Genomic DNA, 23,092 nt, shown 5'->3' on the forward strand with positions numbered 1-23,092 from the left:
CCGCCAGTCGTTTCCCATGCAGCCGCTTCGCTATCTCCAAGCCTATCCGCCACAACTCCAGGACCAGGTGCGTCAGCTCATCGAGCAGGACCGCCTCGGCGAGTACCTGGAGCGCCGCTATCCCGGTCGTCACGATGTGCAGAGCGACAAGGCACTGTACAGCTACGCAATGGACCTCAAGCAGCAGTTCATGCGCACCGCGCCGGCGGTCGACAAGGTGCTCTACGACAACAAGCTGGATGTGGTGCAACGCGCGCTGGGCCTGAACACGGCGATCTCGCGCGTACAGGGCGGCAAGCTCAAGGCGAAGAAGGAAATCCGTGTCGCCTCGTTGTTCAAGGATGCCGCCCCCGAATTCCTCCAGATGATCGTCGTTCACGAGCTGGCGCATCTGAAAGAACGCGACCACAGCAAGGCCTTCTACCAGCTCTGCGAGCATATGCTGCCCGGCTATCACCAGTTGGAATTCGACCTGCGCGTCTACCTGACCTGGCGCGACCTACCTCAGTAGTAGAGGCGTCCGAGGTAGAACAGCCCCAGGCACCACGGCAGCAGCAAGGCGAGCCCCAGGTAGCGCAGTGCCTTGCGCGGACCGCGCTCGCTTTGGTTCAGCCAGTGGATACCCGCCAATATCAGCGCATAGACCGCCAGGCCCGCCAGCAGCCACTCGTATTGCTCCGTCGTGGGCGAAACCGGGCCGAGATGGGTGTGGGTCAGATGCCACGCGCAAAGGATGATGGCCGGCACGAGCAGTACCAGTGCCACCAGGACTCGCCCGGCTAGGCGCAGCAGGAAGGCGATGAACAACCCGGCCAGGCCCGCGCTGGCAATCAGCACGGTAAACACTTGGTCCAGATAGACGATGTCGGGTGCTGGCTCGAGTGAGCGTGGCAGTGCAAGCAAGCGCAGCAGGGGCGCGCCGAGCAGAAGGGCGATCAGGCAGAACAGCCAGCCAAGCAGGGGGCGGGGCATCCGGAACTCCTGATGAAGTTGCTGCGGGAAGCCCCTGACGCGCCGGATGGGGTCGGTCGCCTGGGGTTGTTCGCCGCCGCAAAGCCCAGATTAATCAATGATTTGGCTAAATGCCATGATTTTGTGGGAAGGATTCTCGCAAATGAGAAGGCCCCTCCGGGAGGGGCCTTTCATCAGAACAGATCGATCGGCGCTTCTTCGTCCGCCGGCATGCCGCTGCCGGGAGCGCTGCCGGGCGCCAGTTCGTTGATCGAGGGCGGTGTGTCCTCGTTCTTGAACAGCTCGAAGTATGCACCCGGGGTGCCTGGAGGCGCCGCGCGGCCGGTGACCGGGTCGATGCGCAAGCTGACCAGGCCGGGCGGCTCGGGCAGCAAGTGCGACGGTTTGTCTTTCAGTGCTGCGCCCATGAAGCGCATCCAGATCGGCAGGGCGACGTTGCCGCCGTACTCGGCGCGGCCGAGGCTTTCGGGCTGGTCGAAGCCCACCCAGACGGTGGTCATGAAGTCGGCGTTGAAGCCGGAGAACCAGGCATCCTTCGATTCGTTGGTGGTACCGGTCTTGCCCGCCAGGTCGTCACGCTTGAGTGCCAGTGCGCGACGGCCAGTGCCGCGCTTGATGACGTCCTGCAGCATGCTGGTCATGATGTACGCGGTACGCGCATCGATGACGCGCTCGGCGGCGGCCGGCTCGATGGTGGTCTTGGCCTGGCTCGGGTCCTCGTTGCCGAATGCGTCGGTGGCGGCCGGTTGCGGCTGCGCTGGCACCTGTTCTTCGTTTTGCGGAATGCTCGGCGGGTTGGCCTGGTACAGCACCTGGCCGTCTCGGCTTTCGATTCGCTGCACGATGTAGGGCGAGACCTTGAAGCCTCCGTTGGCGAAGACGGTCCAGGCGCTGGCGATCTCCATCGGCGTCAGGGTTGCGGTGCCCAGGGCCATGGACAGGTTCGGCGGCAGGTCGTCCTTGTTCAGGCCGAACTTGCTGATGCAGTTGCGTGCGCGGTCAACGCCCAATGCCTGCAGGATGCGGATCGACACCATGTTGCGCGACTTGTAGAGCGCCTCGCGCATGGGGATCGGGCCGAGGAAGGTATTGGTGTCATTCTTCGGACGCCAGACCTTGTCCAGGTACTCGTCGTAGAACACCACCGGGGCGTCGTTGATCAGCGAGGCGGCGGTGAAGCCATTGTCCAGTGCGCAGCTGTAGATGAACGGTTTGAAGCTGGAGCCGGGCTGGCGACGGGCCTGAGTGGCACGGTTGTAGTTGCTCTGCTCGAAGGAGAAGCCGCCCACCAGCGCCATGATCGCGCCGTCCTGCGGATTCAGCGATACCAGGGCGCTTTGCGCGGCCGGCACCTGGGACAGGCGCAGCGAACCGTCGTCCTTGCGCTGCACGCGAATCACATCGCCGGCCTGCACCACGTCGCTGGGCTGGCTCGGCATGCGACCCATGCTGTTGTTGCTGAGGTACGGGCGGGCCCATTTCATGCCGTCCCAGCTCAGGGCTTCTTCCTTGCCGTCGCGGGTCATGACCATGGCGCCGCTCTTCTCGACCTGGATGACAATGGCCGGTTCCAGCCCGCCCAGCGGGCGCTGCTGGGCGATGGCCTGGCGCCAGGCGTCGCGGGTCTTGCCGGGAAGGCGGGTCTCGGGGCCACGGTAGCCGTGGCGCTGGTCGTAATCCTGGAGGCCTTCGCGCAGAGCGGCATTGGCGTCTTCCTGCAGGTCGCTGCGCACGGTGGTGTAGACGCGATAGCCCTCGGTGTAGGCATCGCCACCGAAGCGGCCGACCAGTTCGGCACGGGCCATCTCGGCGATGTACGGGGCTGCCAGTTCTGGAGTCTGGACGTGGTAGGACGCACCAACCGGTTCCTGGATGGCGGCCTGATAGCGCGGCTGGTCGATGAAGCCGAGCTTGAGCATGCGCTCGAGAATCCAGTTGCGACGTTCCAGGCTGCGTGCGGCGTTGGCCAGCGGGTTGTAGCGCGACGGCGCCTTGGGCAGGCCGGCGATCATCGCCATCTGCGCCAGGCTCAGGTCCTTGATGGACTTGCCGTAATAGACCTGGGCGGCGGCTTCGACGCCGTAGGCGCGGTTGCCCAGGTAGATCTTGTTGACGTACAGCTCGAGAATCTCATCCTTGGTAAGCGAGCGCTCGATCTGCAGGGCGAGCAATATCTCGTTGATCTTGCGCGAGAAACTGCGCTCGTTAGTGAGGAAGTAGTTCTTCGCCACCTGCATGGTGATGGTACTGCCGCCGGTCTGGATGTGTCCGGTCTTCAATAATTGCGCGGCAGCACGCATCAGGCTTTTGACGTCCACGCCATAATGGTTGGCGAAATTGTCATCTTCAGCCGATAACAGTGCGTGGGTGAAATCCGGGGGGATTTCAGCAAATCGAATCGGCGTTCGGCGCATCTCGCCAAACTCTGCTATCAATTTGTTATCAGCACTGTACACGCGCAGCGGCATCTGCAGCCGCACGTTGCGCAAGGCCTCCACGGAAGGGAGGTTCGGGCTGAGGTACAGATAGGCGCCGCTGAAACTGAGCAGCACTCCACAAATAATGGTGACGCAAGTCCACCACAGAAACTTCAGCAGGCGCATCGGAAGGTCTTGGATTTCCAGAGAAAAGAAAGAGTTAAGCGGATGGCGCGGTAAAAAGGGAAAAGCTGATCACATTATAAGCAGTTTTTTTGCTGGCGAGCCATTTGCGAAGCTGTCAAGTCTGGTATCTAATGTGGAAAAACATAAATCGTCCGTAAGTCTCGGATGCTGATAGGAAATCAGTCGTGCTAGGGCTCTTCAATAAGAAAGCGAACACGCTGCTGGGGATAGACATCAGTTCGACTTCGGTCAAACTTCTCGAATTGAGCCGCTCTGGAGGCCGCTACAAGGTAGAGGCCTATGCTGTCGAGCCGCTCCCGCCCAATGCAGTGGTAGAAAAGAACATCGCTGAGCTGGAGGGTGTCGGCCAGGCGTTGTCACGTGTGGTCGCCAAGGCGCGGACCGCAGTGAAGACGTCTGCGGTCGCGGTTGCCGGCTCGGCGGTCATCACTAAAACCATCGAGATGGACGGCGGACTCTCGGACGACGAACTGGAAAACCAGCTCAAGATCGAGGCCGACCAGTACATCCCCTATCCCCTCGAAGAGGTCGCGATCGACTTCGAGGTGCAGGGCACGTCCGCGCGCAACGCGGATCGCGTCGATGTTCTTCTCGCCGCTTGCCGGAAGGAGAACGTCGAGGTGCGCGAAGCTGCGCTGGCGCTCGCGGGCCTGACGGCCAAGGTCGTCGACGTTGAAGCCTACGCGCTGGAGCGAGCCTTCAGTCTGCTGGGAGACCAGTTGGGCGGCAATGCCGACGAGCTCACAGTTGCGGTGGTCGATATCGGCGCCACCATGACCACGCTGAGCGTCCTGCACCATGGCCGCACTATCTATACGCGCGAACAGCTCTTCGGCGGGCGTCAGCTGACCGAGGAAATCCAGCGTCGCTATGGCCTCTCGGTCGAGGAAGCCGGTCTTGCCAAGAAGCAGGGCGGTCTTCCGGATGACTACGACAGCGAAGTGCTGCAACCGTTCAAGGATGCCGTGGTTCAACAGGTTTCCCGTTCGCTGCAGTTCTTCTTCGCGGCCGGCCAGTTCAACGATGTGGACTACATCCTGCTGGCGGGCGGTACTGCGTCCATTCCCGACCTGGATCGCCTGATCCAGCAGAAGATCGGTACTCCGACCCTGGTGGCCAACCCGTTCGCCGACATGGTGCTCAGCGGCAAGGTCAACGCCGGTGCGCTGGCCAGTGATGCGCCCGCGCTGATGATTGCCTGCGGTCTGGCGATGAGGAGTTTCGACTGATGGCACGCATCAACCTATTGCCGTGGCGGGAACAGCTGCGCGAGGAGCGCAAGCAGCGCTTTCTGGTGATTCTGGGCGCGGTCCTGCTGGCTTCCGGTGCCGTGATCTTCCTGGGCGACCAGTACTTCAATTCGGCCATCGAGAACCAGGGCGCGCGTAACGATTTCCTGCGCAAGGAAATCGCCGTACTCGATGCGCGCATCAAGGAGATCAGCGAGCTGAAGACTCGCCGCCAGCAACTGCTGGAGCGGATGAAGATCATTCAGGATCTGCAGGGCAACCGTCCGATCATCGGTCGGGTCTTCGACCAACTGGTTCGTACCTTGCCCGATGGCGTGTTCTTCACCGAGTTGAAAATGTCCGGGAAGTCCATCGCCATTGCGGGGGCGGCCGAGTCCAACAACCGTGTTTCGAACCTCATGCGTAACCTGGATGCGTCGGAGTGGCTGACTTCTCCGAACCTGACCGAAGTCAAGGCGGTCACCCAGGGTGCACTGGATCAGGCGAATGTCTTCCAGTTGACGGTTCAGCAGACCCAGCCCGGCAGTGAAGATCAGGACAAGAAGAGCACCGCGCAAGGAGCCAAGAAATGAGTCTGGCCAGTTCTCTGGAGAGCTTGCGCAAGATCGACATCAACGATCTTGACCTGAACAACCTTGGTTCCTGGCCGGCGGCAGTCAAGGTCATCGCCTGCATTCTGCTGATGGCTGTGGTCCTGGCGCTTGGCTACAACTTCCACCTGAAGGACTTGCAGGACCAGCTCGACCGCAATCGCGAGGAAGAGCAGACCCTCAAGCAGCAGTTTTCCGCCAAGGCTTTCCAGGCGGCGAACCTGGAAGCCTACAAGGTGCAGATGAAGGAGATGGAAGAGTCCTTCGGCGCCCTGCTGCGTCAGCTGCCGAGCGATACCGAAGTGCCGGGTCTGCTCGAAGACATCACCCGCACCGGTCTGGGCAGTGGTCTGGAGTTCGAAGAGATCAAGCTGCTGCCGGAAGCGGCGCAGCAGTTCTACATCGAGCTGCCGATCCAGATCAGTGTCGTGGGTGGTTATCACGACCTGGCGACCTTCGTCAGTGGCGTGTCCAGCCTGCCGCGGATCGTGACGCTGCATGATTTCGACATCAAGCCGGCCAGCGCGGACAGCACGTCGAAGCTGCGCATGAGCATCCTGGCGAAGACCTACCGGTACAACGACAAGGGCGTGAAGGCTACTGGCCCGGCGGCTGCAGCGAAGACGGGAGCGAAGAAATGAGGGGGCGCCTGATCATTTGCAGTTTCCTGCTCCTGTCCTTGAACGGTTGTGGCTCGGGAGGCGATTTTGCCGACCTGCAGGCCTATATGGATGAGGTCCGCGCTCGCCCGAAAGGCACCATCGAGCCGCTGCCCAAGTTCCAGGCCTATGAGGCGTTCACTTACAGCGCCTCGTCCCTGCGTAGCCCGTTCCAGCCACCGGTGAAGATCGACCTGGCGGTGAAGCAGAAGGGCAACAAGGTCATCAAGCCCGACGAGACGCGGGTCAAGCAGTTCCTCGAAGGCTTCAACATCGAGACCTTCGAAATGGTCGGCACCCTGGCCAAGGACAGTCAGGTGTTCGCTCTCGTGAAAGGTGCAGGAGGGGTGCACCGGGTGCGAGTGGGTGACTACCTTGGGCGCAACGACGGCAAGATCGTTGCGATCAGCGAAGCCAAGATCGACGTGATTGAAATCGTTCCTGATGGTGAGGGTGGCTGGCTGGAGCGTCCGCGCAGCCTGACTCTCAAGGAACGCTCCTAAGGGCGGGGATGAACATGGATAATAAACAGCAGTCTGCACGACGGATTCAGACGATGAATAGAAAGCTTTCCCGCCTGGGCATTTCCGTGCTCGCGGCCGTATTTGCACCGACCCTGCTGGCTGCAAACCTGCAGAGTGTCGACGTGGCGGCCCTGCCGGGTGACCGCGTGGAGCTCAAGCTGGGCTTCGACGAGCCGGTGGCCGCGCCGCGTGGCTATACCATCGAGCAGCCTGCGCGCATCGCGCTGGACCTGCCGGGCGTGCAGAACAAGCTGGGCAGCAAGAACCGCGAGCTGGGTGTGGGCAATGCCCGCAGCCTGACCGTGGTCGAGGCGAAGGACCGTACTCGCCTCATCGTCAACTTGGGTACCCTGGTGCCTTACACCACCCGCGCGGAAGGTTCGAACCTGTACGTCGTGGTTGGTGGCGCCGGTGCGACCTCCAGCTCCTACGCTGCCGCTGCGCCGTCCTCGGCGCCGGTTGCCAAGCCCGCTCAGCCCAAGCCTTATGTGCCGGCTGGCAAGGCCATCCGCAATATCGACTTCCAGCGTGGCGAGCAGGGTGAGGGCAACGTCGTGATCGACCTGTCCGATCCGACCGTGAGTCCCGATATCCAGGAGCAGGGCGGCAAGATCCGCCTGGACTTCCCGCGTACCCAACTGCCGGACAACCTGCGTGTTCGCCTGGATGTGAAGGACTTCGCCACTCCGGTGCAGCTCGTCAACGCGTCCGCCGTCGGCGACAAGGCCAGCATCACCATCGAGCCAACCGGGCTGTACGACTACCTCGTCTATCAGACCGACAACCGCATGACCGTCAGCATCAAACCGCTGACCCAGGACGATGCCGAGAAGCGCAAGAAGGACAGCTTCGCCTATACCGGTGAGAAGCTGTCGCTGAACTTCCAGGACATCGACGTGCGCTCGGTGCTGCAACTGATCGCCGACTTCACCGACCTGAACCTGGTGGCTTCGGACACTGTTCAGGGCAACATCACCCTGCGTCTGCAGAACGTGCCGTGGGACCAGGCGCTGGACCTGGTGCTCAAGACCAAGGGCCTGGACAAGCGCAAGGTCGGTAACGTCCTGCTGGTCGCACCGGCCGACGAGATCGCGGCCCGCGAGCGTCAGGAGCTGGAAGCGCAGAAGCAGATTTCCGAACTGGCTCCCCTCCGTCGTGAGCTGATCCAGGTGAACTACGCCAAGGCGGCGGATATCGCCAAGCTGTTCAGTTCCGTCACTGGCGGCGCGGCAGCACCCGGCGTGGCTGCTGCAGCCCAGGGTGAGAACCGCGGTTCGATCACCGTGGACGATCGCACCAACAGCATCATCGCCTACCAGACCCAGGATCGCCTGGACGAACTGCGCCGCATCGTTGCGCAGCTGGACATCCCGGTTCGTCAGGTAATGATCGAGGCTCGCATCGTCGAAGCCAACGTCGATTACACCAAGGAGCTGGGTGTGAACTGGAGCGGTTCGCTGTCCGGCCACGGCAACTTCGATGTGTCCGGCGGCACCAACAGCACCGGCAATACCTTCGTTGACCTGGGCGCTTCGAATACCACTCCGACCTCGGGGATCAGCATCGGCTTCACCACCAGCAACACCATCCTGGATCTCCAGCTCAACGCCATGGAGAAAACCGGTAACGGTGAAGTGGTATCGCAGCCGAAGGTTGTCACCTCCGACAAGGAAACCGCGAAGATCCTCAAAGGTTCGGAGATTCCCTACCAGGAAGCCAGCTCCAGCGGCGCGACCTCGGTGTCCTTCAAGGAAGCGGCACTGTCCCTGGAAGTGACCCCGCAGATCACTCCGGACAACCGCATCATCATGGAAGTGAAGGTCAACAAGGATGAGCCGGACTACGCCAACGCCCTGAACGGCGTACCGCCGATCAAGAAGAACGAGGTGAACGCGAAAGTCCTGGTCAACGACGGCGAAACCATCGTGATCGGCGGTGTGTTCTCCAACACCCAGACCAAATCGACGGCTAAGGTGCCGTTCCTGGGCGACGTGCCGATGATCGGCCGCCTGTTCAAGAATGACTACGTGACCGACAGCAAGAACGAGCTGCTGGTTTTCCTTACCCCGCGGATCATGAATAATCAGGCCATTGCAGTCGGCCGTTGATCAATGTCGTGTCCAATTTGATTCTGGTAGGCCCGATGGGAGCTGGTAAAAGCACCATCGGGCGTCTTCTCGCCAAAGAGCTTCACCTCGTCTTCAAAGATTCGGATAAAGAGATCGAGCAGCGCTGCGGAGCCAACATCCCCTGGATATTCGATGTCGAGGGCGAGGCTGGCTTCCGTGAGCGTGAGCAAGCGATGCTGGCCGAGTTGTGCGATGAAGGGGGCATGGTCATCGCCACGGGCGGCGGCGCGGTCATGCGCGACGCCAATCGCCTCATCCTCAAGAATGGCGGCAAGGTGATTTACCTGCATGCTTCGGTCGAGCAGCAGATATCCCGCACGGCGCGCGACAAGAATCGCCCGTTGCTGCAGAAGCCCAATCCGGACCAGATCCTTCGTGATCTCATGCAGATGCGCGATCCGCTTTATCGCGAAATTGCCGACGTGATCATCGAAACCGACGAGCGGCCTCCGCGTCTTGTCGTTCTGGAGATTCTGGAGCGCCTGCGTGAGCTGGAGCGCCATTAACGGCGCTGCAATCTGCGGTATCCTAGTCCCCTTTCTTGACCGGGGGTTTCATGCGCACACTCAACGTCGATCTGGCCGATCGCAGCTACCCGATCTATATCGGTGAAGGGCTGCTGGATGATCTGCGCTACTTCGAGCCGCACATTCGCGGTCGCCAGGTAGCCATCGTCACCAACGAAACCATCGCGCCGCTGTACCTGGATCGACTGCAGAAGACCCTGGCCGGCTACAAGGTCACCACGGTCGTGCTCCCCGACGGCGAGGCCTACAAGCAGTGGGAAACCCTGCAACTGATCTTCGATGGCCTGCTGACTGCGCGCCATGACCGCAAGACCACCCTGATCGCTCTCGGTGGCGGCGTCATCGGCGACATGACCGGCTTCGCCGCGGCGTGCTATCAGCGCGGCGTCGACTTCATCCAGGTGCCGACCACGCTGTTGTCCCAGGTGGATTCCTCGGTCGGCGGCAAGACCGGCATCAACCATCCGCTGGGCAAGAACATGGTCGGGGCCTTCTACCAGCCCCAGGCTGTGGTCATCGATACCGCCACCCTGAAAACCCTGCCGCCTCGCGAGCTGTCGGCGGGGCTGGCGGAAGTCATCAAGTACGGCTTCATTTGCGACGAGCCTTTCCTCACCTGGCTGGAAGCGCACATGGGTGACCTGCTCGCGCTGGAATCGACAGCACTGACCGAAGCCATCGAGCGCTCCTGCGCGGCCAAGGCCCGTGTGGTCGGCGCCGACGAGAAGGAAACCGGCGTGCGCGCCACGCTCAACCTGGGCCATACCTTCGGCCATGCCATCGAGACCCACATGGGTTATGGCGTCTGGCTGCACGGTGAGGCCGTGGGTGCGGGAACCGTGATGGCACTTGAGATGTCGCATCGGCTGGGATGGCTGACAAAGGCCGAACTCGATCGCGGCATCCGTCTGCTGGCCGCGGCGAAGCTACCGGTGGTCCCGCCGCACGAAATGAACGCCGAGCATTTTCTCGAGCACATGGCTGTCGACAAGAAAGTGCTCGATGGCCGTTTGCGTCTGGTATTACTCCAAGGGCTGGGGGGCGCGGTCGTGACCGCCGAATTCCCCCGTGAGATTCTGGAAGAAACACTGCGCGCTGACTACCAGGCACTGGTCGGTCAGGCAGGAGAACACTGAGGTCCCATGTCCAGCTTGCATGCCGATGAGGCCTTCCTGGCCCACTACCAGTTCAGCCACGATCCGTTCGCACCGCGGGTTCCTGGCTTCAAGTTCTTCCCGGCGCAGCGCAAGCCCGTTCTGGGGCAGCTGCACCACCTGGCGCGCTACAGCCATCTGCTGCTGGCCGTAACCGGCCCGCTGGGCAGCGGCAAGACGTTGCTGCGCCAGGCCCTGGTGGCCAGCACCAACAAGGACGCCGTTTCCAGCGTGGTGATTTCCGGTCGCTCGGTGACCGACGAAGCCACTCTGCTGCGTCAGCTTGCGCAAGGCCTGGGCATTACTCAGACCAGCATTGAGGCGATCCTCGCCAAGGTCGCCCAGTTGGCGATCACCGGCCAGGACGTCTACCTGCTGGTGGATGACGCCGAGCAACTGCGCGACGACGCCCTCGAAGTCCTCCTGCTGCTGGCCGCCGGCAACTCAGAAGCGCGCCTGCACGTGTTCCTGTTCGGTGAGCCCGAGTTGCTGTCGCGCCTCGAAGTGCTGTCCGAGGGCGAGGAGCGCTTCCATGCCATCGAACTGCAGCCATACAGCGAGGAAGAGACCCGCGAGTACCTGGCGCAGCGCCTCGAGGGCGCTGGGCAGGGCATCGAGCTGATCTCCGCCGACCTGCTGGCCGACATCCACGAACAATCCGGTGGCTGGCCCGGCACCATCAACCAGACAGCCCGCGATGCCATGATCGAGGCGATGCTGGCCGACCGCAGTGGCGAGCGAAAAACGGCCGGTGCTGGCTTCAAACTGCCGAAGAAGCACCTGGCGATCCTCGGCGTGGTTGCCATCGGCGTCATCGCTGCCTGGTTCATGCAGGGCAAGACCACCAAGCCGGATACCGCGAGCAACACTGCCGCGCAGACTTCCTCGCAACTGCCACTGGGCGGCGCTGCTCCGCAGCCGAACGCCCAGCCGCAGCCGGATGCGCAGGGTAATGGCCCGTCGGTGGAATTCGCGGGCTCCAACCAGCCGCTGCCGCTGCCGCTGGTGGGCGAAAGCCAGCCGGTGATTCGCGAGCCGATGGCCCAGGCCGGCGGTCAGGAAGATAGCGATGAAGGCGGCATGCCGTCCGCGGCCATTCCGCCGACCGTGACGACCACTGCACCGCCGGTGACTCCGCTGGCCAACAACGGCCCGAAACCGCTGAACCCGGTGCCGGCGGCTCCCGTCCAGCAGCAGGCGGCCGTCCAGCCGGCTCCGGCCCCGACGCCCACTCCACGTCCGGAGCCGGTCAAGCCCGCCGCCACGGCGCCGGCCAAGCCTGTTCAGGCTGCCAAACCGGCAGCGGCCAAGCCTGCGACCACCGTTGCCAGCGCCAAGCCAGCCACTGCCGCGAGCAAGCCTGCGGCGTCGACCGGTAGCGCCGGTGGCAGCAGCTGGTACCAGTCCCAGGCCGGTTCGCGCTACTCCGTGCAGGTGCTGGGCACCGGCTCTGAAGCCAGTGCCAAGGCCTTCATCAGCCAGCAGGGCGGCGGCGACTACCGCTACTTCCGCAAGAACCTGCAGGGCAAGCCGTTCTACGTCGTGACCTACGGCAGCTTCGCCGACCGCGCTTCCGCGCAGGCGGCGATCAAGAAGCTGCCGGCGAAGATCCAGGCTTCCAAGCCCTGGGCTCGTCCGTTCTCCAGCATCCAGCAGGACATCGCCGGGGCGCGCTGAAAGGTCGCACTGTCGCAATACTGAAAAAGCCGAGCCCCATTTCCTGGGGCTCGGCTTTTTTATTGGGTTGTTTCTTTTGCCGCATTCTTATAAAAATGCGACATCGGGTGTCGGCAGTGCGTCAAAAAAATTCAGTGACGTCGCTTTCCCCGTGTGTACAATGACCTCCCTTTGCCTATCGGAAACTTGCCGCTTGAGCGAGTAGACAGGCGAAGTGCTTGAAGAGGGTCTGCTGACGTTTCGTCATGGCCAGGGCCGGAACCGCCGCTACGTTGGGTAAGACGTGGCACCTCGCGCGGAACGGTCATTCCAGGTGAACCAGGGGCTGCAACGGCGCTGCACGATAGATGCGGCCCGAGCCTTTAGGGTGCGCGGGAAACGAGCCTGCACGGCGAAACAGGGCGATGGCGAAACGTCAGCAGACCCTGGAATTTATAAAAGTTTTGCCGGTGAGAGTTCCCTATGAAAGCAGGTCTGTACCATCCTGAGACGTTCAAGGATAACTGCGGATTCGGTCTGATCGCCCATATGACGGGCGAGGCAAGCCACGAACTTCTGCAAACCGCCATCGAAGCACTGACCTGCATGACCCACCGAGGTGGGATCAACGCGGACGGGAAAACCGGGGACGGCTGTGGGTTGCTGATCCAGAAGCCCGACCAGTTCCTGCGCGCCGTGGCCAAGGAATCCTTCGCGACCGAACTGCCCGGCCAATATGCCGTGGGCATGGTCTTCTTCAACCAGGACCCGGTAAAAGCCGAAGCCGCCCGCGCGAACATGAATCGCGAGATCGAGCGCGCCGGCCTTTCGCTGGTCGGCTGGCGCAAGGTGCCGATCGACACCAGCGTCCTGGGTCGCCTGGCACTGGAGCGCCTGCCGCAGATCGAGCAGGTATTCATCGGTGGTGAGGGCCTGTCCGACCAGGAGTTCGCGGTCAAGCTGTTCAGCTCCCGTCGCCGCTCCTCCGTGGCCAACGCCGAGGACGCCGATCACTACATCTGCAGCTTCTCGCACAAGACCATCATCTATAAGGGCCTGATGATGCCGGCGGACCTCGCCGCCTTCTATCCGGACCTTTCCGACGAGCGCCTGAAGACCGCCATCTGCGTCTTCCACCAGCGCTTCTCGACCAACACCCTGCCGAAATGGCCGCTGGCCCAGCCGTTCCGCCTGCTGGCGCACAACGGCGAGATCAACACCATCACCGGCAACCGCAACTGGGCCCAGGCCCGTCGCGCCAAGTTTGCCAACGAATGGATGCCGGACCTCGACGAGCTTGGCCCGCTGGTCAACCGTGTGGGTTCGGACTCCTCCAGCATGGACAACATGCTCGAGCTGATGGTCACCGGCGGCATGGACATGTTCCGTGGCCTGCGCATGATCATCCCGCCGGCCTGGCAGAACGTCGAGACCATGGACGCCGACCTGCGCGCGTTCTATGAATTCAACTCGCTGCACATGGAGCCGTGGGACGGCCCCGCCGGCGTCGTGCTGACCGACGGCCGCTACGCCGTCTGCCTGCTCGACCGCAACGGCCTGCGCCCGTCGCGCTGGGTCACCACCAAGAACGGCTACATCACCCTCGCCTCGGAAATTGGCGTGTGGGACTACAAGCCCGAGGACGTCATCGCCAAGGGTCGTGTCGGCCCGGGCCAGATCCTTGCGGTGGACACCGAGACCGGCCAGCTGCTGCAGACCGAGGACATCGACAATCGCCTGAAGTCGCGCCACCCGTACAAGCAGTGGCTGCGCCAGAGCGCGCTGCGCATCCAGGCCACGCTGGATGATGATCAGGGCGTTGCCAGCTACGACGGCGATCAGCTCAAGCAATACATGAAGATGTTCCAGGTCACCTTCGAGGAGCGTGACCAGGTACTGCGTCCGCTCGCCGAGCAGGGCCAGGAAGCGGTCGGCTCGATGGGCGACGACACGCCGATGGCGGTGCTGTCCAAGCGCATCCGCTCGCCGTACGACTACTTCCGGCAGGTCTTCGCGCAGGTTACCAACCCGCCGATCGACCCGCTGCGCGAGGCGATCGTGATGTCCCTGGAGACTTGCCTGGGCATCGAGCAGAACATCTTCGAAGAGTCCCCGCACCACGCCAACCAGGCGATCCTGACCACCCCGGTGATCTCCCCGGCGAAGTGGCGGACCCTGATGAACCTGGAGCGTCCGGGCTTCGACCTGCACCACATCGACCTGAACTACGACGAGTCCGTCGGCCTCGAAGCGGCCGTGCGCAACATCGCCGACCAGGCCGAGGAAGCCGTGCGCGCCGGCAAGGTGCTGCTGGTGCTGTCCGACCGCCACATCGCCCCCGGCAAGCTGCCGGTGCACGCGGCCCTGGCCGTGGGCGCCGTGCACCATCGCCTGGTACAGACCGGCCTGCGTTGCGACTCCAACATCCTGGTGGAAACCGCCACCGCCCGTGACCCGCACCATTTCGCGGTGCTGGTGGGCTTCGGTGCGTCCGCGGTCTACCCGTTCCTCGCCTATGAGGTGCTGGCCGACCTGATCCGTACCGGCGAAGTGCTGGGTGACCTCTACGAGGTCTTCAAGTACTACCGCAAGGGCATCTCCAAGGGGATGCTGAAGATCCTCTCGAAGATGGGCATCTCCACCATCGCTTCCTACCGTGGCGCCCAGCTGTTCGAAGCCATCGGCCTGGCCGACGAAGTCACCGGCCTGTGCTTCCCGGGTACCCCGAGTCGCATCCAGGGCGCGCGCTTCCTCGACATCGAGAACGAGCAGAAGCTGCTGGCCAATGAAGCCTGGAACAACCGCAAGGCGATCCAGCAGGGCGGTCTGCTGAAGTTCGTCTACGGCGGCGAGTACCACGCCTATAACCCGGACGTGGTGAACACCCTGCAGGCCGCCGTGCAGCAGGGCGACTACGCCAAGTTCAAGGAATACACCGCGCTGGTGGATAGCCGCCCGGTGTCCATGCTGCGCGACCTGCTCAAGGTGAAGCCTGCCGAGCAGCCGCTGGGCCTGGACGAGATCGAGCCGCTGGAGTCCATCTTCAAGCGCTTCGACGCTGCCGGCATCTCGCTCGGCGCACTGTCGCCGGAGGCCCACGAGGCCCTGGCTGAAGCCATGAACCGCCTGGGTGGCCGCTCCAACTCCGGTGAGGGTGGCGAAGACCCGGCGCGCTACGGCACGCTGAAAAGCTCGAAGATCAAGCAGGTGGCCACCGGCCGCTTTGGCGTGACCCCGGAATACCTGGTTAACGCCGAAGTCCTGCAGATCAAGGTGGCCCAGGGCGCCAAGCCCGGCGAGGGCGGCCAGCTGCCCGGCGGCAAGGTCAACGGCCTGATCGCCCGCCTGCGCTATGCCGTGCCCGGCGTGACGCTGATTTCGCCGCCGCCGCACCACGACATCTACTCCATCGAAGACCTCGCCCAACTGATCTTCGACCTCAAGCAGGTCAACCCGCAGGCGCTGGTCTCGGTGAAGCTGGTTTCCGAACCGGGCGTCGGCACCATCGCCGCCGGCGTGGCCAAGGCCTATGCCGACCTGATCACCATCTCCGGCTATGACGGCGGTACCGGCGCATCGCCGATCACCTCCATCAAGTACGCGGGTTCGCCGTGGGAGCTGGGCCTCGCCGAGGCGCACCAGACCCTGCGCGGCAACGACCTGCGCGGCAAGGTCCGGGTGCAGACCGACGGTGGCCTGAAGACCGGCCTGGACGTCATCAAGGCGGCCATCCTCGGTGCCGAGAGCTTCGGCTTCGGCACCGCGCCGATGATCGCCCTGGGCTGCAAGTACCTGCGCATCTGCCACCTGAACAACTGCGCCACCGGCGTCGCCACCCAGAACGACAAGCTGCGCAAGGACCACTTCATCGGCACCGTGGACATGGTGGTGAACTTCTTCACCTTCATTGCCAGCGAAACCCGTGAGTGGCTGGCCAAGCTCGGCGTGCGCAGCCTGGAAGAACTGATCGGCCGCACCGACCTGCTGGAAATCCTGCCAGGCGAGACGCCCAAGCAGGGCAACCTCGACCTCACGCCGCTGCTGGGCAGCGACCTGATCCCGGCCGAGAAGCCGCAGTTCTGCGAAGTCGAGAAGAACCCGCCGTTCGACCAGGGCCTGCTGGCCGAGAAAATGGTCGAGCTGGCCCGTTCCGCCATCGAAGGCGCCAAGGGCGGCGAGTACGAGCTGGATATCTGCAACTGCGACCGTTCCATCGGCGCGCGGATTTCCGGCGAGATCGCCAAGGTCCACGGCAACCAGGGCATGGCCAAGTCGCCGATCACCTTCCGCTTCAAGGGCACTGCTGGCCAGAGCTTCGGCGTGTGGAACGCCGGCGGCCTGCACCTGTACCTGGAAGGCGACGCCAACGACTACGTCGGCAAGGGCATGACTGGCGGCAAGCTGGTCGTCACTCCGCCCAAGGGCAGCCCGTTCAAGTCGCAGGAATCGGCCATCGTCGGCAACACCTGCCTGTACGGCGCGACTGGCGGCAAGCTGTTCGCTGCCGGCACCGCGGGCGAGCGCTTCGGTGTGCGCAACTCCGGCGCCCACGCCGTGGTTGAGGGTACCGGTGACCACTGCTGCGAATACATGACCGGCGGCTTCATCTGCGTTCTGGGCAAGACCGGCTACAACTTCGGCTCCGGCATGACCGGTGGCTTCGCTTATGTCCTCGACATGGACAACACCTTCGTCGACCGCGTGAACCACGAGCTGGTGGAAATCCAGCGGATCAGCGGCGAAGCGATGGAAGCCCAGCGCAGCCACCTGCGCAAGGTGCTGGTCGAGTACGTGGCGGAAACCGCGAGCGAGTGGGGCGCAAACGTCCTGGAAAACCTGGACGACTACCTGCGTCGGTTCTGGCTGGTGAAACCCAAGGCGGCAAGCCTGGGCTCTCTCCTGACCAGCACCCGTGCCAACCCGCAATAAGCGCCTGAAGTTTGATGAGGTCTTGAAATGTCTGAACGTCTGAATAACGACTTCCAGTTCATCGAAGTCGGGCGCAAGGATCCGAAGAAGAAGCTCCTGCGCCAACGCAAGCGCGAGTTCGTGGAAATCTACGACCTGTTCAAGCCGCAGCAGGCGGCTGATCAGGCCCACCGTTGCCTGGGCTGCGGCAACCCTTACTGCGAGTGGAAGTGCCCGGTCCACAACTTCATCCCCAACTGGCTGAAGCTGGTCTCCGAAGGCAACATCCTCGCGGCTGCCGAGCTGTCCCACCAGACCAACACCCTGCCGGAAGTCTGCGGCCGCGTGTGCCCGCAGGATCGCCTGTGCGAAGGCGCCTGCACCCTGAACGACGGCTTCGGCGCGGTCACCATCGGTTCGGTGGAGAAGTACATCACCGACACCGCCTTTGCCATGGGCTGGCGCCCGGACATGTCCAAGGTCAAGCCCACCGGCAAGCGCGTCGCCGTGATCGGCGCGGGCCCGGCCGGCCTGGGCTGCGCCGACGTGCTGGTGCGTAACGGTGTAGCCCCGGTGGTCTTCGACAAGAACCCGGAAATCGGCGGCCTGCTGACCTTCGGTATCCCCGAGTTCAAGCTGGAGAAGCAGGTACTCTCGCGCCGTCGTGAAGTCTTCACTGGCATGGGCATCGAGTTCCGCCTGAACACCGAGATCGGCAAGGACGTGACCATGGAGCAGCTGCTCGATGAGTACGATGCCGTGTTCATGGGCATGGGCACCTACACCTACATGAAAGGCGGTTTCCCCGGCGAGGACCTGCCCGGCGTGCACGACGCGCTGGACTTCCTGATCGCCAACGTGAACCGCAACCTGGGCTTCGAGAAGTCGCCGGAAGACTTCGTCGACATGAAGGGCAAGCGTGTCGTGGTACTGGGCGGTGGCGACACTGCGATGGACTGCAACCGCACCTCGATCCGCCAGGGTGCGAAAGGCGTGACCTGCGCCTACCGTCGTGACGAAGAGAACATGCCCGGCTCGCGCAAAGAGGTGAAGAACGCCAAGGAAGAGGGCGTGAAGTTCCTCTTCAACCGCCAGCCCATCGCCATCGTCGGCGAGGACAAGGTGGAAGGCGTGAAGGTGGTCGAGACCCGTCTCGGCGAGCCGGACGCCCGTGGCCGTCGCAGCCCCGAGCCGATTCCGGGCTCCGAGGAGATCATCCCGGCTGAAGCCGTGCTGATCGCCTTCGGCTTCCGCCCGAGCCCGGCGCCGTGGTTCGACCAGCACCAGGTGGAGATCGACAGCCAGGGTCGCGTCATCGCTCCGGCTGCTTCGCAGTTCAAGCACCAGACCAGCAACCCGAAGATCTTCGCCGGTGGCGACATGGTCCGCGGTTCTGACCTGGTGGTGACGGCGATCTTCGAAGGCCGCACGGCCGCCGAAGGCATCCTGGACTACCTCGGCGTCTGATCGGGACCTTGTAGGAGCGAGGGGGACGCCTAGTTCTTGCTCGCGAACAATCCCCGTTGCGGGGCCCGGGTTCGCGAGCAAGCTCGCTCCTACGAAGATCAAAAACCACTGCGGCAGAATGCCGCGATGGACAAAAGGCACGGCACCCGCCGTGCCTTTTCTATTGGGCTTTGCGAAAATACCCGCACTTTTTTGCCGGATGCCGTTATGACTGCCTTGAAGAACGATCGCTTCCTCCGCGCCCTGCTCAAGCAGCCCGTCGATGTCACCCCCGTCTGGATGATGCGCCAGGCCGGCCGCTACCTGCCGGAGTACCGCGCCACCCGCGCCAAGGCCGGTGACTTCATGAGCCTGTGCATGAACCCGCAGATGGCCTGCGAAGTGACCCTGCAGCCGCTGGACCGTTACCCGCAGCTGGACGCGGCGATCCTCTTCTCCGACATCCTCACCATCCCCGACGCCATGGGCCAGGGCCTGTACTTCGAAACCGGCGAAGGCCCGCGTTTCAAGAAGGTCGTGACCACCCGGGCTGACATCGACGCTCTGCCGATCCCCGATCCGGAGAAGGACCTGGGCTACGTGATGGACGCTGTGCGCACCATCCGCCGCGAGCTGAATGGCCGCGTCCCGCTGATCGGCTTCTCCGGCAGCCCCTGGACCCTGGCCACCTACATGGTCGAAGGCGGCTCCAGCCGTGACTTCCGCAAGACCAAGGCGATGCTCTACGACAACCCGCAGGCCCTGCACGCCCTGCTGGACAAGCTGGCGCAGTCGGTCACCAGCTACCTGAACGGCCAGATCCTCGCTGGCGCCCAGGCGGTGCAGATCTTCGATTCCTGGGGCGGCGCGCTGTCGGCGGCGGCTTACCAGGAGTTCTCCCTGGCCTACATGCAGAAGATTGTCGACGGCCTGATCCGCGAGCACGAAGGTCGCCGCGTACCAGTGATCCTCTTCACCAAGGGTGGCGGCCTGTGGCTGGAATCCATGGCCAACTCCGGTGCCGAAGCCCTGGGTCTGGACTGGACCTGCGATATCGGCAGCGCGCGCGCCCGCGTCGGCGACAAGGTAGCCCTGCAGGGCAACATGGACCCGGCGGTGCTCTACGCCAAGCCGGACGCCATCCGCGCCGAAGTCGCGCGCATCCTCGGCGCCTTCGGTAACGGCAATGGCCACGTGTTCAACCTCGGTCACGGCGTCACCCCGGAAGTCGACCCGGCCCATGCCGGCGCCTTCTTCGAGGCGGTGCACGAGCTGTCGGCGCAGTATCACTGAGCCTGGCGCTGAACCGAAAAAGCCCCGCATCTGCGGGGCTTTTTCTTTTTCGGGTCTCGGTTTGCGTGAATCGCCGGTAGGTTCTGTGGTCAAGCGGGTTCGCGAGCAAGCTCGCTCCTACGCAGAGTGCGCCGTACTTACCGGCTACCTGTAGGAGCGAGCTTGCTCGCGATCGGCCTGACGGCAGGATATTTCACGACACAATGAAAAAGCCCCGCTCTGCAGCGGGGCTTTTCGTTCCCTCATGGAGCCTCAGGCCCCATCAGAGTGCCTCACGCGGCATCGCCCACCAGGCCGGCGGCGCGCTGGGCCTTGTTGCGGCGGTTCGACACCAGCAGGCCGGAGCAGACCACCACGACGGTCAGCAGGGTGGTAGCGACCACTTCCATGCGGTGATCCGGGCGGATCAGCATGATCACCAGGGCGCCGACGATGAAGAGGATCACCGCCCAGGTCAGCCAGGGGAACAGCCACATCTTCAGCTTCAGCTGGTGGCCCTGGGCGAGCAGCTTCTTGCGCATGCGCAGCTGCGACATGGCGATCACCAGGTACACCAGCAGGGCGATGGCGCCGGAACTGGCCAGCAGGAAGTTGAACACTTCGGCCGGGGCCAGGTAGTTGGCGAAGGTGCACAGGAAAGCCATGGCGGTGGACAGCAGCACGGCGTAGACCGGGGTGCGGCTGGCGCTGGTCACCTGGGCGATCTTCGGTGCGTCACCGCGCTTGCTCAGCGAGTACATCATGCGCGAGGCGGTGTAGAGCGCCGAGTTCAGGCAGCTGGTCACCGAGACGAGGACGATGATGTCGACGATCAGCTTGGCGTACGGGATGTGCAGGTGTTCCAGCACGGTCTGGTAGGAGCCCATGCTCACCAGGCGCGGGTCGTTCCACGGCACCAGGCAGACCACGATCAGGATCGACAGCAGGTAGAACAGCGCGATACGCCAGATCACCGAATTGGTGGCGCGGGTGATCTGCTGCTCCGGGTCCTTGGACTCGGTGGCGGCGATGGTGACGATTTCCGAGCCCATGAAGGAGAACATGGTGGTCAGCAGCGCTGCGAGCACGGCGCCCCAGCCTTTGGGCAGGAAGCCTTCGCTGGTCAGGTGGCCGATGCCGGAGACTTCGCTGTTGGGCGAGAAACCGAAGATGGCTGCGCAGCCCAGCACCAGGAAGGCGATGATCGAGACGACCTTGATCAGCGCCAGCCAGAACTCGAACTCACCGTAGTTCTTCACGCTGAACAGGTTGGTCACGGTCAGCGCGGAGGTGATCACGAAGGCCAGCATCCAGATCGGCGCGCCGGGGAACCAGGCGTGGATGATGGCTGCGGCGGCGTTGGCTTCCAGCGGGATCACCAGGACCCAGAACCACCAGTACAGCCAGCCGATGGTGAAACCGGCCCAGTGACCGATGGCGCGGTCGGCGTAGGTGGAGAAGGAGCCGCTGTCCGGCTGCGCGACGGCCATTTCGGCCAGCATGCGCATTACCAGGACCACCAGCAGGCCGGCGATCAGATAGGAAACCATGACGGCCGGACCGGCTTCGGCAATGGCATGGCCGGAGCCGACGAACAGGCCCGCACCAATGGCACCGGCGATCGAAAGCATCGTGACGTGACGATTTTGCAGGCCCTGGGAGAGCCCGGAAGATGGGGTACTGCTCATGCTTTACCTACAACTACGGAGGGAATTGCGTACTGCGGGAGTCGAGGTCCGTTTCAGGATTCCAACAAGTCGTTCGACATTATGAACGCAAGGATCGCGCCACATCTTGTTACGACTTAAGTCGTAGGTTGGGAATTTAACTCACAACGCCCGCCGAGCAGGCGTTGTCGGATCTGAGATTAATGTCTTTGTACGACCGTTCCATGTCGTTTTTAGGCATGCAAAGAGTTTTGTGTGTAGAAACTACCCAGCCTTGTTGAGCGCAGGTAGGTCGCGCGGTAACACCGGCAGGCGCGCCAGGTGCAGGGCCACCAGCAGACCGATGCCCAGCAGGCCGGCGATGAACAGGCCCACACCGTTCCAGCCGTACTGGTGCCAGAACAAACCGCCAGCGGTACCGGCGACGCTGGAGCCGACGTAGTAGCTGAACAAGTACAGCGACGATGCCTGGCCCTTGGCTTTCAGGGCACGACGGCCGATCCAGCTGCTGGCTACCGAGTGCGCGCCGAAGAAGCCGAAGGTGAACACCAGCAGGCCGATCAGCACGACCGGCAATGGTTCGAACAGGGTGATCAGTACGCCGCCGAGCATCATCGCGATCATCGCCCAGAGCACCTTGCGTCGGCCCAGCTTGTCGGCCAGCGAGCCAACCCATGCCGAGCTGTAGATGCCCGACAGGTAGACCAGCGAAAGCACGCCGACGATGGCCTGGCTCAGGTGATAGGGCTCTGCCAGCAGGCGGTAGCCGATGTAGTTGAACAGGGTGACGAAGGCACCCATCAGCAGGAATGCCTCGAGGAACAGCCAGGGCAGGCCGGCATCGCGGAAGTGCCCGGTGAAGCCCTCGATGAGCCTGCGCGGCTTGAGCGGCGCCGGGCGGAAGTTCTTCGATTCGGGAAGGATGCGCCAGAACAGCAGCGCCGCAGCCAGGGCCAGCACGCCCAGGGTGGCCAGCGCGACGTGCCAGTTCACGTAGTCCACCAGCACGCCGCTGATCAGCCGGCCACTCATGCCGCCGATGGCGTTGCCGCCGATGTACAGCCCCATGGACAGCCCGATGTGCTGTGGGTGGATTTCCTCGGAGAGGTAGGTCATGCCCACCGCCGCCAGGCCACTGAGTGACAGGCCGAGCAGCGCGCGCATGGCCAGCACGCCGTGCCAGGTCGGCATCAGCGAGCTGCCGATGGTGAACAGGGCGGCGAGGACCAGCGAGGCGACCATGATCGACTTGCGCCCGATGGCGTCGGAGATCGGCCCGGTGACCAGCAGGCCGAACGCCATGGTGATGGTGGAGATCGACAGCACCAGGCTGCTCTGCGCGGCGGTGAGGCTGAAGGCCTGGGACAGCACCGGCATCATCGGCTGTACGCAGTAGAGCAGCGCGAAGGTGGCGAAGCCGCCGGAGAACAGCGCAAGCGAGGTGCGCATGAATTCCGGGGTGCCTTTCTCGATGTAGGTTTCGATTTCTTCGACGACGCGCATCACGTCGCCGTTGGCTTCGCGCGCGCTCTCGCGCAGATCAGGCAGCGCCTCCGCCGGATCATTGGCGGCGGACGGCTCGTTTACGACGGACGGCCCGGCCGCCATGGAATGTTCTTCCCGCAAAGCCCGCAGGGCAGGTTGACTCACGACACACCTCAGGTTGGTAAAAGCAGGAGGGCCTGGAATGGCGGCAAGGGCCCGCGCGGCCAGG

The 23,092-nt window shown here is 63.3% G+C and carries 16 protein-coding genes; 12 read left to right on the forward strand and 4 right to left on the reverse strand.

The genetic code is table 11. The annotated features are described in order from the left end of the window. Nucleotides 1-16 precede the first annotated feature (16 nt). On the forward strand, nucleotides 17-511 hold the full coding sequence (locus AC2T4A_RS07370) for a YgjP-like metallopeptidase domain-containing protein (RefSeq protein WP_017520518.1): 495 nt from the start codon (nucleotides 17-19) through the stop codon (nucleotides 509-511). Here the strand turns inward: AC2T4A_RS07370 and AC2T4A_RS07375 are convergent. Both AC2T4A_RS07375 and AC2T4A_RS07380 read right to left on the reverse strand, forming a co-directional pair. Further along, complete coding sequence (locus AC2T4A_RS07375; protein ID WP_486742997.1) at nucleotides 505-972, reverse strand: hypothetical protein; 468 nt, start codon at nucleotides 970-972, stop codon at nucleotides 505-507. The genes AC2T4A_RS07370 and AC2T4A_RS07375 overlap by 7 nt on opposite strands. 173 nt (nucleotides 973-1,145) lie before the next feature. Next, nucleotides 1,146-3,575: a penicillin-binding protein 1A gene (locus AC2T4A_RS07380; RefSeq protein ID WP_416750966.1), complete on the reverse strand. Its 2,430-nt coding sequence runs from the start codon at nucleotides 3,573-3,575 to the stop codon at nucleotides 1,146-1,148. Between the two features lie 185 nt (nucleotides 3,576-3,760). Between AC2T4A_RS07380 and AC2T4A_RS07385 the strand changes: the two genes are divergently transcribed. The 11 genes from AC2T4A_RS07385 (at nucleotide 3,761) to hemE (ending at nucleotide 19,732) form a co-directional block, all read left to right on the forward strand. Continuing rightward, nucleotides 3,761-4,825 carry a pilus assembly protein PilM gene (locus AC2T4A_RS07385; protein ID WP_017520515.1) on the forward strand — a complete coding sequence of 355 codons (1,065 nt, stop codon included), beginning with the start codon at nucleotides 3,761-3,763 and terminating at the stop codon, nucleotides 4,823-4,825. Beyond that, on the forward strand, nucleotides 4,825-5,418 hold the full coding sequence (pilN, locus tag AC2T4A_RS07390) for a type 4a pilus biogenesis protein PilN (RefSeq protein ID WP_416750964.1): 594 nt from the start codon (nucleotides 4,825-4,827) through the stop codon (nucleotides 5,416-5,418). The genes AC2T4A_RS07385 and pilN overlap by 1 nt, the downstream gene beginning before the upstream one ends. Beyond that, on the forward strand, nucleotides 5,415-6,077 hold the full coding sequence (gene pilO / locus AC2T4A_RS07395) for a type 4a pilus biogenesis protein PilO (protein ID WP_416750962.1): 663 nt from the start codon (nucleotides 5,415-5,417) through the stop codon (nucleotides 6,075-6,077). The genes pilN and pilO overlap by 4 nt, the downstream gene beginning before the upstream one ends. Beyond that, on the forward strand, nucleotides 6,074-6,598 hold the full coding sequence (gene pilP / locus AC2T4A_RS07400; protein ID WP_416750960.1) for a type 4a pilus biogenesis lipoprotein PilP: 525 nt from the start codon (nucleotides 6,074-6,076) through the stop codon (nucleotides 6,596-6,598). The genes pilO and pilP overlap by 4 nt, the downstream gene beginning before the upstream one ends. Nucleotides 6,599-6,651: 53 nt before the next feature. Further along, nucleotides 6,652-8,727 carry a type IV pilus secretin PilQ gene (locus AC2T4A_RS07405; RefSeq protein ID WP_486742998.1) on the forward strand — a complete coding sequence of 692 codons (2,076 nt, stop codon included), beginning with the start codon at nucleotides 6,652-6,654 and terminating at the stop codon, nucleotides 8,725-8,727. A gap of 35 nt (nucleotides 8,728-8,762) precedes the next feature. Further along, nucleotides 8,763-9,254, forward strand: coding sequence for a shikimate kinase AroK (gene aroK / locus AC2T4A_RS07410; RefSeq protein ID WP_486743657.1), 492 nt, complete (start codon nucleotides 8,763-8,765; stop codon nucleotides 9,252-9,254). Between the two features lie 50 nt (nucleotides 9,255-9,304). Further along, a complete protein-coding gene (gene aroB / locus AC2T4A_RS07415) occupies nucleotides 9,305-10,411 on the forward strand; it encodes a 3-dehydroquinate synthase (protein WP_416750954.1) in 1,107 nt (368 codons plus the stop codon). A gap of 6 nt (nucleotides 10,412-10,417) precedes the next feature. Further along, nucleotides 10,418-12,106, forward strand: a complete 1,689-nt coding sequence (locus AC2T4A_RS07420) for an AAA family ATPase (RefSeq protein WP_486742999.1) — start codon at nucleotides 10,418-10,420, stop codon at nucleotides 12,104-12,106. A 462-nt stretch (nucleotides 12,107-12,568) separates the two neighbouring features. Continuing rightward, nucleotides 12,569-17,014: a glutamate synthase large subunit gene (gene gltB, locus AC2T4A_RS07425; protein WP_416750950.1), complete on the forward strand. Its 4,446-nt coding sequence runs from the start codon at nucleotides 12,569-12,571 to the stop codon at nucleotides 17,012-17,014. A gap of 27 nt (nucleotides 17,015-17,041) precedes the next feature. Continuing rightward, nucleotides 17,042-18,460, forward strand: a complete 1,419-nt coding sequence (locus AC2T4A_RS07430) for an FAD-dependent oxidoreductase (RefSeq protein ID WP_045215981.1) — start codon at nucleotides 17,042-17,044, stop codon at nucleotides 18,458-18,460. Between the two features lie 207 nt (nucleotides 18,461-18,667). Further along, a complete protein-coding gene (gene hemE / locus AC2T4A_RS07435; protein ID WP_478379554.1) occupies nucleotides 18,668-19,732 on the forward strand; it encodes a uroporphyrinogen decarboxylase in 1,065 nt (354 codons plus the stop codon). 272 nt (nucleotides 19,733-20,004) lie between these two features. On the opposite strand, the gene gabP is transcribed toward hemE, so the two are convergent. After that, complete coding sequence (gene gabP / locus AC2T4A_RS07440) at nucleotides 20,005-21,399, reverse strand: GABA permease (RefSeq protein ID WP_486743000.1); 1,395 nt, start codon at nucleotides 21,397-21,399, stop codon at nucleotides 20,005-20,007. Between the two features lie 243 nt (nucleotides 21,400-21,642). After that, nucleotides 21,643-22,986: an MFS transporter gene (locus AC2T4A_RS07445; protein ID WP_486743658.1), complete on the reverse strand. Its 1,344-nt coding sequence runs from the start codon at nucleotides 22,984-22,986 to the stop codon at nucleotides 21,643-21,645. Nucleotides 22,987-23,092: the final 106 nt, after the last annotated feature.

It is taken from the genome of Pseudomonas sp. PVC-3-1, assembly GCF_057444315.1.

Bases quoted from the DNA above. Each gene is read 5' to 3' on its own strand.
- AC2T4A_RS07405 (WP_486742998.1), top strand. From the start codon at position 6,652: ATGAATAGAAAGCTTTCCCGCCTGGGCATTTCCGTGCTCGCGGCCGTA.
- aroB (WP_416750954.1), top strand. From the start codon at position 9,305: ATGCGCACACTCAACGTCGATCTGGCCGATCGCAGCTACCCGATCTAT.
- AC2T4A_RS07375 (WP_486742997.1), bottom strand. From the start codon at position 972: ATGCCCCGCCCCCTGCTTGGCTGGCTGTTCTGCCTGATCGCCCTTCTG.
- gltB (WP_416750950.1), top strand. From the start codon at position 12,569: ATGAAAGCAGGTCTGTACCATCCTGAGACGTTCAAGGATAACTGCGGA.
- gabP (WP_486743000.1), bottom strand. From the start codon at position 21,399: ATGAGCAGTACCCCATCTTCCGGGCTCTCCCAGGGCCTGCAAAATCGT.
- AC2T4A_RS07445 (WP_486743658.1), bottom strand. From the start codon at position 22,986: ATGGCGGCCGGGCCGTCCGTCGTAAACGAGCCGTCCGCCGCCAATGAT.
- pilP (WP_416750960.1), top strand. From the start codon at position 6,074: ATGAGGGGGCGCCTGATCATTTGCAGTTTCCTGCTCCTGTCCTTGAAC.
- pilO (WP_416750962.1), top strand. From the start codon at position 5,415: ATGAGTCTGGCCAGTTCTCTGGAGAGCTTGCGCAAGATCGACATCAAC.
- hemE (WP_478379554.1), top strand. From the start codon at position 18,668: ATGACTGCCTTGAAGAACGATCGCTTCCTCCGCGCCCTGCTCAAGCAG.
- AC2T4A_RS07370 (WP_017520518.1), top strand. From the start codon at position 17: ATGCAGCCGCTTCGCTATCTCCAAGCCTATCCGCCACAACTCCAGGAC.
- AC2T4A_RS07380 (WP_416750966.1), bottom strand. From the start codon at position 3,575: ATGCGCCTGCTGAAGTTTCTGTGGTGGACTTGCGTCACCATTATTTGT.
- AC2T4A_RS07430 (WP_045215981.1), top strand. From the start codon at position 17,042: ATGTCTGAACGTCTGAATAACGACTTCCAGTTCATCGAAGTCGGGCGC.
- pilN (WP_416750964.1), top strand. From the start codon at position 4,825: ATGGCACGCATCAACCTATTGCCGTGGCGGGAACAGCTGCGCGAGGAG.
- aroK (WP_486743657.1), top strand. From the start codon at position 8,763: ATGGGAGCTGGTAAAAGCACCATCGGGCGTCTTCTCGCCAAAGAGCTT.
- AC2T4A_RS07420 (WP_486742999.1), top strand. From the start codon at position 10,418: ATGTCCAGCTTGCATGCCGATGAGGCCTTCCTGGCCCACTACCAGTTC.